Source organism: Arthrobacter sp. MYb221 (assembly GCF_002979835.1).
Classification (GTDB): domain Bacteria; phylum Actinomycetota; class Actinomycetes; order Actinomycetales; family Micrococcaceae; genus Glutamicibacter.
This window is the reverse complement of sequence record NZ_PCPW01000010.1, coordinates 142980-156957: the sequence shown is the minus strand read 5'-3', so window position 1 is coordinate 156957 and position 13978 is coordinate 142980. Positions and strand designations below refer to the sequence as shown.

Below are 13978 nucleotides of genomic sequence, written 5' to 3'. Positions count from 1 at the left end.
CGATGGCCGAGGGAATCCGATAAAAATTTGTAAAGCATGTCGCGACTCATCTGTAAACGATGTCTCGACTCTTCACACTGTGGAGGTAAGGGGATTCGAACCCCTGACCTTCTGCATGCCATGCAGACGCGCTACCAACTGCGCCATACCCCCAGATGAAGGTTTAGTTCTTGCGATCTTTTGGACCTCCGAACCGAGATATAACTCTACCGGAGCCTGCAGATAAATACCAATCGGGATTCCGAGAGGCTAATCACAGCGCCTCTTCCCATCCTCGAGTTCCGGTGGAAGAATGTGCCTCGTGGACGGATCAGTCCTACGAACTTCGGCGAAAGGTAACTTCCCAATGTCCGTTGCTATGACCCCTTATCTGCAATTTGGCGGCGTCGCCCGCGAGGCAATGGAGTACTACCACTCCGTTTTCGGCGGAGAATACTCCGCCATGACATTCAAAGAAGGAATGGATGACGGCAATCCCGCCACCGCCGACCTGATCATGCACTCTTCCTTATTCGTCGATCGCGGACTGCACCTGATGGGTTCCGATGCCATGCCGGAAATGAATGTGACCGGAAACGGCACCATTGCCCTGAGCAACGATGCCACCGACCCCGCAGATGAAGCGAAGCTCACCGCCTGGTGGGAGAAGCTTTCCGACGGTTCGCGCATCGATGAACCGCTGGCCAAGGCCCCGTGGGGTGACTCGTTCGGAATGCTGACCGACAAGTTCGGGGTGTGTTGGATGTTCAATATCGGTGCCGTAGGAAGCCAAGAGGGCTAACCAGTACAGATGAGTGCGGGGCGTGGATCCAATGGATCCACGCCCCGCACCTAGTTGCATTTGTTGTTTAGTGTTGTTCCGGCGCGTCGACCCGCTCGAGAACCGCTGCCGCGCCGATAACCAGGCCAAGCTTTTGGGCTCGGAGCTGGGTAATCCACGCGATCAATAAGCCCAAGGCCGCAAGTCCGGCCCCGACCACCGACGGCGCACGGTAGCCCAGGCCCGCGCTGATCACGATCGCGCCGAGCGCAGCGCCGAGGGCATTGGCCACGTTGAGCGCCGAGTGGTTCAGCGACGCAGCCAACGACTGCGCATGTGGGGCCGAATCCATCAGCAGCGTCTGCAGGCTCGGGATCAGCAGCGAACCGACGCTGCCCAGGACGAACACCATGATGAGTGTTGGGATCACCCACGAGGCAACGGCGGCAAACACCAGCATGCTGATAACCATGAGCACACTGGCCAGCTTGATCGCTCCGAACACCGACCAGTCGGCCAGCCGTCCTCCGATCAACGAGCCGACCACCATGCCCACCCCGTAGAGCGCCAGGGCCAGTGGAACCAGCACAATATCCAGCCCGGTTTCGTCGGTGAGGGTTGGAGAAATATAGGAGTAGACCGCGAAGAACCCACCGAAGCCTACGATGCCGGTTGCCATGGCCAACCAGACTTGCAGGCTTTTAAGCGCCGAAAGTTCGCGGCGCATACTTGCTCCCGCTTCGGCCCTGCGCAGCGGGACGAAAATAGTGATCAAGGCAAAGGTGAGCAGCCCCACCGCGGTGACCACAAGGAACATCGAACGCCATCCGACTTCCTGGCCCAGCAAGGTCACCAAGGGGACACCGCCGACGTTTGCCACCGACAGGCCCAGCATTACCCACGCGATGGCTCGCCCACGCATGCTGCCGGGCACCAAATTACCTGCCAGCACACCTGCCAACCCGAAGTAGGCCCCGTGCGGCAGTCCGGAAAGGAACCGGGTGAACAGCATGGTTCCGTAATCCGGAGCGAAGAATGAGGAAAGATTTGCCACGGCAAAGAGCAGGATCAGTAGCTGCACCGCACGCTTTTTCGGGATTTTTGCGGCGACCGCGGTCAACAGCGGCGCACCGACAACCACGCCGATCGCGTAGGTGCTGATCACGAGCCCCATCTGGGAATTCGTGACGTTCAGGTCCTCAGCGCCTTCCTGGAGCAGGCCCATCATGGCGAACTCGGTCACACCGATGCCAAAGCCACCCATGCCTAGGGCAATAATTGCGAAGAGCAGTGTCCTGCCTTCTAAATACCGCGGGGGCGCTAAACGGTTCATTGGGGGCCTCTTACTTTGCTGCGATTCGGGTGTGTTCATGGCACGGCTACGTTGGCGCCCGTATCAATCGTAATGACAATACCTCTCGGGTACCCAACAGAGAACGCGGCGCGGGTATTCCACGCTCAATCCACGGCTGGGCGAGGAACATGTGGCACTGTGGAATTCTCATGTCCCATGCAGCTCATAAACGCCTCACCGCCGGCCGGATGGCCGCCCGGTTATTGATAGTTCTTTTGTCATTGGCACTGACCATAGTGCTAGTTGCCCACCGCAGCTTCCCCGAACGCGGTGGGCTCGGACTGTTTCTGGACAATTTGGCTCCCTGGCTAGGCCTCGGCGTGCCCTTGTTGTTCTGCTGGGCGCTGGCGGCGCGTGGCCGCATCTCTTTTTTGGTGCTCCTGCTTCCGTTGGTGGCTTGGTCGTGGATCTTTGGCGCGGCGTTCCTGCCGGCCAATGCCCCCGAACCGGCCGCCAAATTTATTGTCGCCACGCAGAATGTGCACGAAGACGGGGCGCACAGCTCCGCACAGGGTCTCCTCGCCACGGGCGCAGATCTGATAAGCCTGCAGGAACTGGGTGAAGGACAGGCCCAGGAAGTCGCTGCACTGCTGGAAGAAACCCACCCGCACCAGTACACCGTGGGAACCGTGGGGGTCTACAGCAAGTATCCGATCCTCGACGAAGAGCCGCTGGACCTTGGGTTGGGTTGGTCCCGGGCGGTGAAGCTGCGCGTTCGAACCGACGCCGGGGATGTGACGGTGTACGCGGTCCACGTGGCTTCGGCCCGGCCCCTGGAGCATGCGGAACGCGACCTGATGCTAAGCAATCTTGGACGCACGCTCGCCGCCGATCGGAGCGCGAAAATTATTGCCTTGGGCGATTTTAATGCGACCAATGCCGACCGCCATTTCTCGCCGGTCTCGGAGCAGCTCAACAAGGTGCCGCATGAGGGCTGGGGGTTCGGGATGACCTGGCCGAACCGTCCGATGCCCATGTTGGGCATCGACCACGTGCTGGTTCGCGGCCTCGATACCGGCTCCTCGGACACGTTGGCGGTGGGAGATTCCGACCACCGGGCGGTCATTGCCACCCTCGATCTGGCCTCCGAATAGCGGCCTAGCCCATCCCCGTCTCACGCAGCGTGATGTTGATCCGGCCGCTGCCCAGCGACCAGCCGGCCGGAGCCGTACCCGGATAGATCTTCGTCACCGCATGGAAGGCCCACCGGGCGGGACCCTCGAAGACGAACAAGTCTCCGGAAGCCAGACGCACATCTTGGTAGGGCTTGGTGCGCGTCTCGTTGTTGCCCAAGCGGAAGTTCGCGCTCTCGCCAATGGACAGCGAGACGATCGGTGCGTTGATTTTCTCTTCGGCGTCTTGGTGCATGCCCATGGTCGAGCCCGGCGGGTAGTAATTGATGATCGCCACATCGGGGTTGTAGCCCGCGGCTTTTGCTCCGTCCCCGGTCGTTTCCAGCACCGCGCGCCGTCCCAGTGACGCCAGCCAATCGGGCATCGGTGGCACCGGCTGGCCGTTGAGGTCTTCGGCGGTGCGCGTGTAGGTGTAGTTTCCCCAATGCCAGCCCAGGCATACCGTCTTGACCTTCATCGGGTGTCCATTGACCAGCGTGGAATGCGGCGGGACCGGTCCATTGCCCCAATCCAGGAAGCGTTCGGTCATCCAGTCCTGCTGCTCGCGGGTTAGCCAGCTGGGCAGATGGACCGCGCCCGCGCGCACGGTATGGGGCCGACGCTCGAAGGCGCCGTCATCGAAAAGCGACTGCATGTTTACACTGTGCCGTTCTTGGCCCTTGCCGGCAAGTGCTGAAGGTTGGTCCGGGCCTAGGATAACGCCGCCAGGAAGCGATGCAATACGAGGTTCACCAATTCTGCGGGCACCTCAGCGTCCGGGGCAAGCAATGGATCGCTGACCAGATCTGCGCCGCAGCGCTCGATCAGGGACTGAAAGTAGCCGGGCGCCAACAGGTAACTGGCCACGACCACGCGGTGTTGCGGGCTCGCCGCCCGGGCCGCGGCGACCGCTTCCCCCAGCGACGGGGTCGCCGCGGCCACGAAGGCGGCGGTAACCTGCACCCCCAGCAGGCCGGCCAGCAGGTTGGCAACCTGTTGGCAGTCATGCACGCCCTGGGCCAGCCGTGTCCCCGCACCGGCGAGGATGACAGGTTCGCCGCGCCGCCATCCGGCCTGCACGAGTCGGTGCTCGATAACCAGAGCGAGCGACGGGTGCGGGCCGAGGGCCGGTGCAATGCGAGTATTGGGCCGAAGCGCCGCCGCCTCGGTGAGATCTTGATCCACGTGCACACCCCGCGAAAGCAGCAGCGGCACGAGGACCGCGTGCTGCTCTTCGTCCGGCAGCCCGAGGAGCAGCGTACTTGCCCGGGGCTCTTGGACGTCGACGAATGACTGGTGCACGGCCACTGAGGCCGCCCGGCGGATTTCCTCCACCAAGGAGTTGATCGCCCGTTGGCCTGCCGGATCGCTGGTGCCGTGCGAGACGGCCACCAGGGACTCGGTTCGCGGTTCGGTTGTTGATCCCCCGCTCATGCGGGCTGACCGGGCTCCGGCATTTCGCGGGCAATGAGTAGGCCCATGATTCTTCCCTTCGGTAGTTTCGAGGCTCGTTGTCACGAGCCTGTGGTTGCAGTCTACGAAGCGCCTGTTACGGCCGATCGCACGGTTCTGTTGCGCCCAGGTAAATCTCGTTTCACCGGCATTGGCCACGGCCAGGCTTCATTGCGCGGCGGCGCAAACACGACCCCCGTAGTTCTCGTCGAGTTTATGCATGAATTATTCCTATGGAAACAAATGGGAAATTTCGGGGCAAAGGTTCCTCGATAGTGTTGTCAGCATCGAGCCATCGAGAATCAAGTGGAGCTGACTTCCCATGTCAAACCGTTCAAATGATCAAACGACCCATACTGCCGGCGACTGCTTGCCCGCTCACCGCATCACCGAAGCGGCGAGCGGAAAAAAGGTTTTTGTTGGACAAGCAGGCTTATTCGGCGCCGACCACACGGCTTGCGAACTCGCGGCGGAGTCGATCCGATGAACGGTACAGCGTTCGAGGTCAAGGGTTGCACGCTGCTGCTCGCCGGCGGGCTGAGGGGTGCACGCGGGGCAGCGGAGCATTTCATCGCGCAGGGGGCGCAGGTACTTTCCGCGGATACCCCGGAAGGTGGACTCGTGGCGCTCGAAACCGCGAACCTGCTGGTCATCTGCGATGCCTTGCCCCAGCGCTTCCAGCCGCTGCGCGAAGCGGCCCAGCGGCGGGGACTGCCGGTCTTGACGCGCCAACCGGCCGCCGACTCCGGCCAAATCACCCTGGTCGGTGGTGGCCCCGGCGCACTTGATCTGCTGACCGTGCGAGCGGTCAGCGCCTTAGCCGACGCCGACATGGTCTTCGTTGACCGGTTGGGCCCCGGCGATCTCGTGCGGAAGCTCGCCCCGCAGGCGGTGATCGTGGATGTTGGCAAGCAGCCCGGGCACCACAAGATCAGCCAATCCCAGATCGAAGAGCAGATGCTGACCGCCGCCAAGGCCGGTTCAAATGTGGTTCGGCTCAAAGGCGGAGACCCGTTCGTGTTCGGCCGCGGATTCGAAGAGATGGCCGCGGCCTCCAAGGCAGGCATCGCCATCAGCGTGGTGCCCGGACTCAGTTCCTGCATCACGGTTCCCGCGGCCGCCGGCATTCCGGTCACGGCACGCGGTGTGAACCGGGTATTCTCGGTCATTTCGGGCCACGACCCGCTGGAAAGCCAGCAACTGGAGCAACTCACCGGGCTGGGCGGCACCATCATCATCCTGATGGGCATGGGAACCCTGGAAAGCACCGCTTCCGGCCTGCTGCGCCAGGGCATGGCGGCCACCATGCCCTGTGCAATCGTCGAATCCGGGACCACCGGCGACCAACGCACCACCTTTGCAACGCTGGCGACGCTGACGGCGACCTCCCGGGCGCGCGGTTGCGCGAATCCGGCGGTGATCGTCATCGGCGAGGTGGCGGCCCTGCCGCAGCGGCTGCTGGCCGAGGAAATGGCAAATTTTGGGGCCATCGCATGAGCGCGCTGGCTCTGCCATTGTCTGGTTTCAGGATCGCGGTGACCAGCGACCGGCGTTCGGCCGAACTCATCGAAGCGCTGGAGCGCCGCGGCGCCGAGGTCACGCACGCACCGTTGCTGAAGCTCGCACCGCTGGACGACGAGGCGCTGCTCGTGGAGCAGACCAGGAAGCTGATCGAGTTGCGCCCGGAAGCGGTCATCATTTCCACCGCCTATGGGCTGCGGCGCTGGTTCGATTCGGCCGAGGCCGCTGGTCTCGGCCACCAGTTGTGCCAGTCCATGAAGGCGGCGAAGCTCTACGTTCGCGGTGCGAAGGCCCACGGTGCGGTGCGCGCCCTGGGATTCCACGCCGCCGGTGTCGCCCAGGACGGCACCACCGCCGGGCTGCTTCCGCTGCTGGGGCCTTCGATCGCGGGGCAAACCGTGGCGGTGCAGTTGCATGCGGACAGCGACCATGGGCTCGCCCAGTCGCTGCGGGATCTGGGCGCGTCGCGGGTTTTGAAGGTCGAGCCGTACCGCTGGCTGGACACCAGCTCTGACCAGCACCTTTCGCTTCTGGTCGAAGGAATCTGCGCCGGGCATTTCGACGCGATCACCTTCACCAGCGCGCCGAGCGTGCATGCGCTGTTCGCCGCGGCCCGCACGCGCAATCGCTACCAGGCGCTGATTCGCTCGCTGAACGAACGAGTTGCGGTGGCAACGGTGGGCCCGGTGACGGCGGCCCCGCTGCAGTCCTCCGGTGTGCACGGCGCGTTGGTTCCCGAACGCCACCGCATGGGCGCGATGATTCTGCAACTGGTCGAGCATCTGGGCGCGCTGGGCACGCTCAGCGCGCCGACGGTCTTCGGGGAATGCGAACTTCGGGGACGCACATTGAGCCTGAACGATGAGCGCTGCGAGCTCACCCCGGCACAGACCGAGATCCTGCGCTGCCTGCTGGAGGCCGGAGGGTCGGTCGTCTCGCGCGACGAGCTCGGCGCTGTGCTGCCCACGGTGTCTTCGAAGCACGCACTGGACATGACGCTCAGCCGGCTGCGGCGCACGCTCCCGCACCCGGACCTGATCACCACCGTTATCAAGCGCGGCTACCGGCTGAATGTCGAGGCCGCGCGCTATTGAGTCCGCCGGCCTGCTGAATCCCGGAAACGTTCAGGATTCAGCGGGCCGGGACTTCCTGCCCCGCCGGTTCAGGGCCACGGTGCCGAAGGCGACTCACGACGGCGGTGGTTCCTGGTTGCCCAGCGCGAATTAGCTCACCGATTTCCCACGGTCCTGCATTGCATTTGTGAGGTACCGCGCAATAAGCGCCGAACCCACGCCCCGGAAATGGCTATTTAAGTGAATTTCCGTAGTATCGAGTCATGGCACAGATACAGGTGGTTGGCGAAGCTCTAGCCGATATCGTTGATGACGTGGCTCATCCAGGTGGCTCCCCGATGAATGTCGCGGTGGGTCTAGGACGCTTGGGCCATCAGGTCACATTGCATACAGAGCTAGGCGAAGATGCGTACGGCAAGTTGATCGCCGCGCACCTCGAAGATTCCGGTGTAGCGCTCGCGGCCGGCAGCGTCGCGCAGCGGTCCACGAACACCGCCACAGTTTCCGTCGACGGAGTTGGCGACGCGAGCTATGAATTCGATTTGTCCTGGGAACTTCCGGGCGGCGTTCCAAGTTCCGAGGCGCAACTCCTGCATGCAGGATCTATCGCCGGATGGCTGGCACCGGGATGCGAGAAAGTATTGGAAGCATTCCAAGGCTCTCCGGCAACGCAATTGCGCAGCTATGACCCAAATCTGCGCCCGCAGCTGATTCCCAAGCGCGCCGCTGCGCTGAAGCAGGTAGAAAAACTGATGAGCCTGTCCCATGTGGTCAAGCTCAGCGATGACGATGCCTTGTGGCTCTACCCCGGTTGGGACTGCCAGCGAATCTTGGATCATATTCTGGAACGCGGCGCCAAGCTTGCCATCATGACCTTCGGGGCTCGCGGCGCCACCGCCCGCACGAAGAACACCGAGGTACTGGTCCATTCCCGTGCGGTGAAGGTCGTGGACTCAATCGGCGCAGGCGACGCTTTCATGTCTGGCTTGCTTCATGGGCTGCTCAATAGCTCGTTGGCGCAGGCGCTCACCACGAAGGGTGGAGCTCTGGACCAGAAAGAATTGGAGTCTGCGCTGACTCAGGCGACTCGTTGTTCGGAGCTGACAGTACTGGTTTCCGGGGCCAACCCGCCAAGGCTTGAACAGCTTAACGAGTCTTTTCAAGACCAAATTTCCTAGGGAAGAAAACGCTTCTTTGCTCAGAGACTTGCTAGAGTTCCCTAGCAGATAAGCGTTTTCGACTAAGGGGTCACTCATGGGCAGCAAGGTTCCGGCAGCGGAAAATACGCTCCGTGTCTTGCGATTACTCGCAAGCCGGAAGTCGCCGACCCCGGCGGCAATGATCGCCAAGCTGCTGGAGCTGCCCAGATCCAGTGTGTACCAGCTGCTGAATGTGATGCTCGAACAAGGTTTTATCGCCCATTACCCCGAGGAGAAGGCCTACGGTTTGGGGGTATCGTCCTTCGAGCTCTCCAGTGCCTACACCAGACAGGAACCTCTGGCTAGGTTCGGAGCACCGCTGATTGCGCAACTCGTGGACAAGGTAGGCGAAAGCGCCCACCTGGCAGTGCTCCACGGGCCTGATGTGCTCTATATCGTAGAGGAACGCGCCAAGGGTCGCCCCTCGCTGGTCACCGACGTCGGTGTGCGCCTGCCTTCGCATTTGACCGCCTCGGGCCGCGCGATTCTGGCTGCCCTGCCGAAGTCGCAGGTTCGTGCGCTGTACCCGGGCACATCAAGTTTCAGCAACCGCGCGCAAGATAGCGGGATCAATTCCTATCAGCAGCTACGCCGCGAGCTGGACCAGACAACAAAACGCGGGTTCGCCGTAGAACGCGGGGATGTCACGGCGGACTTCCATTCCCTTGCCGTGGAAATACAGGATGCGAATGGTTGGCCGGTAGCCGCGGTTGCGGTGACGTTCCTCGGTGATCGGGTCCCCGAGGAACGTTGGGATCCGTTGCTCGAACAGATTAGGCAAACCGCCGGGCAGCTGACCAGCCGGGTGCATGGGCGACGCCTCGCTCCGGTACGCCCAGTCTGAAATTCCGGACACCACCCTCTGCTAGGGCGTACCCTCCTAGCCCACTTTGGCCAATGATGGAAGGTAGAAAGTTACTTCCGCTGCTGCCAAAGGAGCCCATCATGAATCATGAACCACGAGTCGTCCGCGCCCCGCGCGGTACCCAGCTAAACGCCAAGTCTTGGGCAACCGAAGCCCCGCTGCGCATGCTGATGAATAACCTCGACCCAGAAGTTGCCGAGCGCCCCGAAGACCTCGTCGTCTATGGGGGAACCGGCAAGGCAGCACGCTCGTGGGAAGCATTCGATGCAATTGTCGAGACGCTAAAGGACCTCGAAGAAAACGAGACCTTGCTGGTCCAGTCGGGCAAGCCCGTCGGCGTCTTCCGCACCAACAAGTGGGCACCTAGAGTGCTCATCGCCAACTCGAATCTGGTGGGCGACTGGGCGAATTGGGAGCACTTCCGCAAGCTAGAGGCCGAAGGCCTGATGATGTATGGCCAGATGACCGCCGGCTCGTGGATCTACATCGGCACCCAAGGCATTTTGCAGGGAACCTATGAAACTTTTGCTGCAATCGGCGCGAAACGATTCAACGGTACGCTGGCCAACACGCTGACCCTCACCGGCGGTTGCGGCGGTATGGGTGGTGCCCAGCCATTGGCGGTGACCCTGAACGATGGGGCCTGCCTGATTGTGGATGTGGACGAGTCGCGTCTGCGCCGACGCGTTTCGAAGCGTTACCTGGATGAGGTGGAGCTGGATCTCGATAAGGCTCTAGCCAAGGTAGCAGCGGCTAAGGCCGAAGGCCGTGGGCACTCGGTAGGTTTCGTCGGCAACGCGGCGGAAGTTTTCCCGGAGCTATTGCGCCGCCAGAAGGCAGGCGAGATCTCGATTGACGTCGTCACCGATCAGACGAGTGCCCACGACCCGCTGAGCTATCTGCCGGTGGAATACACGCTGGACCAGTGGGCCCCCGCTGCGGCCGCAGACGCCGCCGATTTCACCTTCAAGGCCCAAGCATCGATGGCCAAGCAGGTACAGGCGATGGTCGAGTTCCAGGACCTCGGCGTCGAGGTCTTCGACTACGGCAACTCAATCCGCGATGAAGCACGCAAGGGCGGGTACGAGCGTGCTTTCGAATTCCCTGGCTTCGTTCCGGCTTACATCCGTCCGTTGTTCTGCGAGGGTCTAGGCCCATTCCGTTGGGTTGCGCTCTCCGGCGATCCAGAGGATATTCGCGTAACTGACCAAGCGCTCAAGGAACTGTTTCCAGAAAACGATCACCTGCACCGTTGGCTGGATGCCGCGGCGGACCGTGTCGAATTCGAAGGCCTGCCTGCACGCATCTGCTGGTTGGGCTACGGGGAACGCCACAAGGCGGGCCTGCTATTCAACCAGCTGGTCGCCGAAGGGAAAGTCTCTGCGCCAATCGTCATTGGACGCGATCATCTGGACTCGGGTTCGGTGGCTTCCCCATACCGGGAGACCGAAGCCATGGCCGACGGCACGGATGCCGTCGCCGATTGGCCGCTGCTCAATGCCCTGACCGCGACGAGCTCCGGTGCTTCGTGGGTTTCGATTCATCACGGCGGTGGCGTGGGCATGGGACGCTCGATCCACGCTGGTCAGGTGTCCCTAGCCGACGGCACGGAAATGGCCGCCGCAAAGCTAGAGGCCCTACTAACCAACGACCCTGGGATGGGGGTCATCCGCCATGTTGATGCTGGCTATGACCGCGCAATTGAGGTTGCCGCCGAACGCGGCGTACGCATACCGATGAACCAGAAATAGCAATATATAGTTTGTTTTCGAGAGCCACGGGGATCTTCAGCGCTAATGTTGAAAGTTCTCGTGGCTCTCTATTGTTCATTGGAAATTTGCCGTTCCGTTAGGCAATTCGAAACAAAGGTGAGCGTTACCTGACCGTTACATAGCATTTCACGGTTAGAACTTGCACATACCTTGTGCACTGCGAATGTGGGGCCATAGCGTGGGACTCGTCAGGAACCACGATCAAGGAGGACTCCATGTCCGAGCACGATTCAAGTGAGCAGTTCGGGAACTTCGACAACAACAATGCTGAGGGCACCAGCCACTCCGACTCTCAAAGCGGCTATGAGAATAGCAGTGGCAACGACGAAAGCCAGACCTATTCCGAGAACAGTGCTAACGAAGGCAATGATTTCGGTAACGACGGTGGACAGTCATCCTACGGCGGCGGTAGCGGCCAAGAGTCCGGCCAGGAATCCTACGGCAGCAACAGCAACCAAGAATCCGGCCAGGAATCCTACGGCAGCAACAGCAACCAAGAATCCGGCCAGGAATCCTACGGCAGCAACAGCAACCAAGAATCCGGCCAGGAATCCTACGGCAGCAACAGCAACCAAGAATCCGGCCAGGAATCCTACGGCAGCAACAGCAACCAAGAATCCGGCCAGGAATCCTACAGCGGCGGCGCCAACGAAGAAAATGAGTTCGGTTCAACAGAATCAGTCAACCGTGGCAATGATTTCGACAGCGAAGATGGTGAACACAACCAATTCGGAAACTAGAATCGCAATGATCTGCGACTAGTTTGAACGCTCATCGGCTGGTGAAGCCTCAAGGGGCAACGCCCAGTAGTAGGAATAGAAGCAACCGATACTTCCACTACGGCGTGGCAAGGCACGCAGATTGCCTGCCTGCGGTTTAACGAAGCCACTGTGCCACTTCGATTTGAAGTGGCACAGTGGCTTCGTTTTTCTAAGCTGTGCGCTTGTGTTCCGGCTCTGGGCAGAAAACACCGGCTCCTAGGCTAAGAGCCTGCGCTGGTACCGCCGTTAAGATGGTCTAGGCTGCTGGGCCCGGCAATCAACCGGAAAACACCCCAACACATGAGCATCGCGCCCCATGCGACAACGATCCACATGGGATTCATGCTGGGAATGAGTCCCATGGGAACCCAAAATATGATGGCTAAGAACATGGCTGCAAGCAGGGCACCGCCCGCGGCTAGTCCCAAACCCAAATGTTTACTGTGCGGTCTGGACGCTCCGTGAATTGTCGACATGGCGTCTCTCCTGTTCTTACCGGTATTCCCGGCATAGAATCGGCTATCTTCCATTGGGTTGGCGGTGCAGCAAGAATGGCTCCGCCTGCGAAGCGAAAAGGCCTCGACGTGAATATCGTTAATTCACGATGAGACTCGCGAATTACGTCGATGACCTAGTCACCGTCGTTGTTTTGAACTCCCATATTTTGGTCCCTTCCGGGTGAGTTTTCGACCATTAAATGGTCAAGCAGCCATGCCATCCGAACACGGCCACTACTTACTACGATACTCCCGAAAAGACGTTCCAACGAGGGTTCACACAGATCCATCAGCTACCGGAGCTGAATTAACCGGCGTCGAATCTATCGTCGTTGGCGTCTTTCTCTAGCTCCTCGACCGACGGGTGGTGAATCGGACCTCGACGGGCAACATACTGCTCCTTGAGTTCCTCTCCTTCAATCGGCTCGGACTGGTCTTCGATGATGCCGTCGTTACTCATGACGCGACGTCCTTAGTTCACTAGGAGTTTCGAAGGGCCTGGATCAAATCGGCCTTTCGTTTGTCGGAGTAGTCCGTCAGACCGATCTCTTTCGACCGGCGTTTGAGCTCTTCGACCGTCCAGTCCTCGTAATTGCCAGACTCGCCTCCGCGTTCCCCGACGGTCGATCGGCCGTCCCGGGCGGCGGCATTGGCAATGCGCGCAGACTTTTGCTTGGAGTTCCCTTCTTCCCGCAATTTCTCGTAGAGTTCTTCGTCCTTAATTGGGTTTGAACCGTTGTCCATAGCCATAGATGAATCGCCTCTCAATTGACGTGTAGACGTTGCGAGAACACCCCGTCTATCTTCAACGGTAGGCTCTTCGCGCTGCAGATTCTAGGGGTATTTCGAGTTTCCGATCGGCACCCGAAAACCGCGAGGGAGCCGACGCAACAATTGCCTCGGCTCCCCCTAAATCAGTGATGCTATGGTGTGCGATTTTCGGCGCTAATGAACCACGCCTGTTGTTCAAGGCCAGCAATGTACCCGTGCAGGATGTCAGCGCTGGTCGGGTCTTCCTCATCGACTGCGTCATGTACGTCTCGGATGACTCCGACGGTGTTCTGCAGGGCTTTGACCACCATATCCACGGCCTTGGTCGTCAGAATCTCGCCGTTGTTTGGTTGCTCGAGTTCGCTGTATTTACCTATGGTGCCGGCCAGGCCATCCGGAGTGATGTGCATAGCGCGCATACGCTCTGCAATTTCATCCGAGCCGCGGCGAGCGATATCCACGATCTCATCGAGGTTCTGGTGCAGGTCGCGGAAGTTCGGGCCGACAACATTCCAATGGATCTGCTTGCCAACAAGCTGCAAGTCCAGCAGTTGCACCAACACGGACTGCAAGGCATCTCCGAGGGCAGCGGTGGCAACGAAACCACCTTCAGCGTTCTCCTTCGAGGTTTTGCTTGCCGGTGTGTTCTTGGTTTTTGTCATAGATCCTTCTCCTTTTACAGTGAAGTTACCGTACATCTGACTCAGCCATCGGGGCCGAGCCCTCATTACGGACGCTACCCGCAACGCGTCAATGAAGCCAGCTCAGACCAATTACTCACACGTCCCTCTGACTAATTTCACAGTTGTCAGTGCCAGCTTCGAAGAGCTGCATGTACGGC

General features: G+C 60.5%; 14 protein-coding genes and 1 tRNA gene. 8 read left to right on the top strand and 7 right to left on the bottom strand.

Annotated features, from left to right (window positions below; all coding sequences use genetic code 11):
- Nucleotides 1–80 precede the first annotated feature (80 nt).
- Nucleotides 81–153, bottom strand: a tRNA-Ala gene (locus CQ015_RS13305).
- Nucleotides 154–346: 193 nt separating this feature from the next.
- On the opposite strand from CQ015_RS13305, the gene CQ015_RS13300 reads away from it, so the two are divergent.
- Nucleotides 347–781 (top strand): VOC family protein, encoded by a 435-nt coding sequence (locus CQ015_RS13300; protein ID WP_105552947.1) that lies wholly within the window; start codon nt 347–349, stop codon nt 779–781.
- Between the two features lie 67 nt (nt 782–848).
- On the opposite strand, the gene CQ015_RS13295 is transcribed toward CQ015_RS13300, so the two are convergent.
- Nucleotides 849–2093, bottom strand: a complete 1245-nt coding sequence (locus CQ015_RS13295) for an MFS transporter (RefSeq protein ID WP_105552946.1) — start codon at nt 2091–2093, stop codon at nt 849–851.
- Between the two features lie 170 nt (nt 2094–2263).
- On the opposite strand from CQ015_RS13295, the gene CQ015_RS13290 reads away from it, so the two are divergent.
- A complete protein-coding gene (locus tag CQ015_RS13290) occupies nt 2264–3208 on the top strand; it encodes an endonuclease/exonuclease/phosphatase family protein (RefSeq protein ID WP_181148404.1) in 945 nt (314 codons plus the stop codon).
- Between the two features lie 4 nt (nt 3209–3212).
- Here CQ015_RS13290 and CQ015_RS13285 read toward each other — a convergent pair whose 3' ends face one another.
- Nucleotides 3213–3881, bottom strand: coding sequence for an alpha-ketoglutarate-dependent dioxygenase AlkB (locus tag CQ015_RS13285; RefSeq protein ID WP_105552944.1), 669 nt, complete (start codon nt 3879–3881; stop codon nt 3213–3215).
- Between the two features lie 56 nt (nt 3882–3937).
- Nucleotides 3938–4660, bottom strand: a complete 723-nt coding sequence (locus tag CQ015_RS13280) for a sirohydrochlorin chelatase (protein WP_105552943.1) — start codon at nt 4658–4660, stop codon at nt 3938–3940.
- A 501-nt stretch (nt 4661–5161) separates the two neighbouring features.
- Between CQ015_RS13280 and cobA the strand changes: the two genes are divergently transcribed.
- The 6 genes from cobA to CQ015_RS13250 all read left to right on the top strand — a co-directional run bounded on the left by cobA (nt 5162) and on the right by CQ015_RS13250 (nt 11848).
- Complete coding sequence (gene cobA / locus CQ015_RS13275) at nt 5162–6175, top strand: uroporphyrinogen-III C-methyltransferase (protein ID WP_105650321.1); 1014 nt, start codon at nt 5162–5164, stop codon at nt 6173–6175.
- A complete protein-coding gene (locus CQ015_RS13270) occupies nt 6172–7293 on the top strand; it encodes a uroporphyrinogen-III synthase (protein WP_105650320.1) in 1122 nt (373 codons plus the stop codon). The genes cobA and CQ015_RS13270 overlap by 4 nt, the downstream gene beginning before the upstream one ends.
- A 242-nt stretch (nt 7294–7535) precedes the next feature.
- On the top strand, nt 7536–8450 hold the full coding sequence (locus CQ015_RS13265; RefSeq protein ID WP_105650319.1) for a carbohydrate kinase: 915 nt from the start codon (nt 7536–7538) through the stop codon (nt 8448–8450).
- A gap of 76 nt (nt 8451–8526) precedes the next feature.
- The gene (locus CQ015_RS13260) at nt 8527–9315 is read left to right on the top strand and encodes an IclR family transcriptional regulator (RefSeq protein ID WP_105552939.1); all 789 of its coding nucleotides are present in this window, start codon (nt 8527–8529) and stop codon (nt 9313–9315) included.
- Between the two features lie 101 nt (nt 9316–9416).
- A complete protein-coding gene (gene hutU, locus CQ015_RS13255; protein ID WP_105552938.1) occupies nt 9417–11087 on the top strand; it encodes a urocanate hydratase in 1671 nt (556 codons plus the stop codon).
- Between the two features lie 236 nt (nt 11088–11323).
- On the top strand, nt 11324–11848 hold the full coding sequence (locus CQ015_RS13250; RefSeq protein WP_105650318.1) for a hypothetical protein: 525 nt from the start codon (nt 11324–11326) through the stop codon (nt 11846–11848).
- An 825-nt stretch (nt 11849–12673) separates the two neighbouring features.
- Here CQ015_RS13250 and CQ015_RS19025 read toward each other — a convergent pair.
- The 3 genes from CQ015_RS19025 to CQ015_RS13235 all read right to left on the bottom strand — a co-directional run bounded on the left by CQ015_RS19025 (nt 12674) and on the right by CQ015_RS13235 (nt 13799).
- Nucleotides 12674–12826: a hypothetical protein gene (locus CQ015_RS19025; RefSeq protein WP_181148400.1), complete on the bottom strand. Its 153-nt coding sequence runs from the start codon at nt 12824–12826 to the stop codon at nt 12674–12676.
- Nucleotides 12827–12846: 20 nt separating this feature from the next.
- Nucleotides 12847–13116 (bottom strand): Rho termination factor, encoded by a 270-nt coding sequence (locus CQ015_RS13240; RefSeq protein ID WP_105552935.1) that lies wholly within the window; start codon nt 13114–13116, stop codon nt 12847–12849.
- 173 nt (nt 13117–13289) lie between these two features.
- Nucleotides 13290–13799 carry a Dps family protein gene (locus tag CQ015_RS13235; RefSeq protein WP_105650317.1) on the bottom strand — a complete coding sequence of 170 codons (510 nt, stop codon included), beginning with the start codon at nt 13797–13799 and terminating at the stop codon, nt 13290–13292.
- Between the last annotated feature and the right edge of the window lie 179 nt (nt 13800–13978).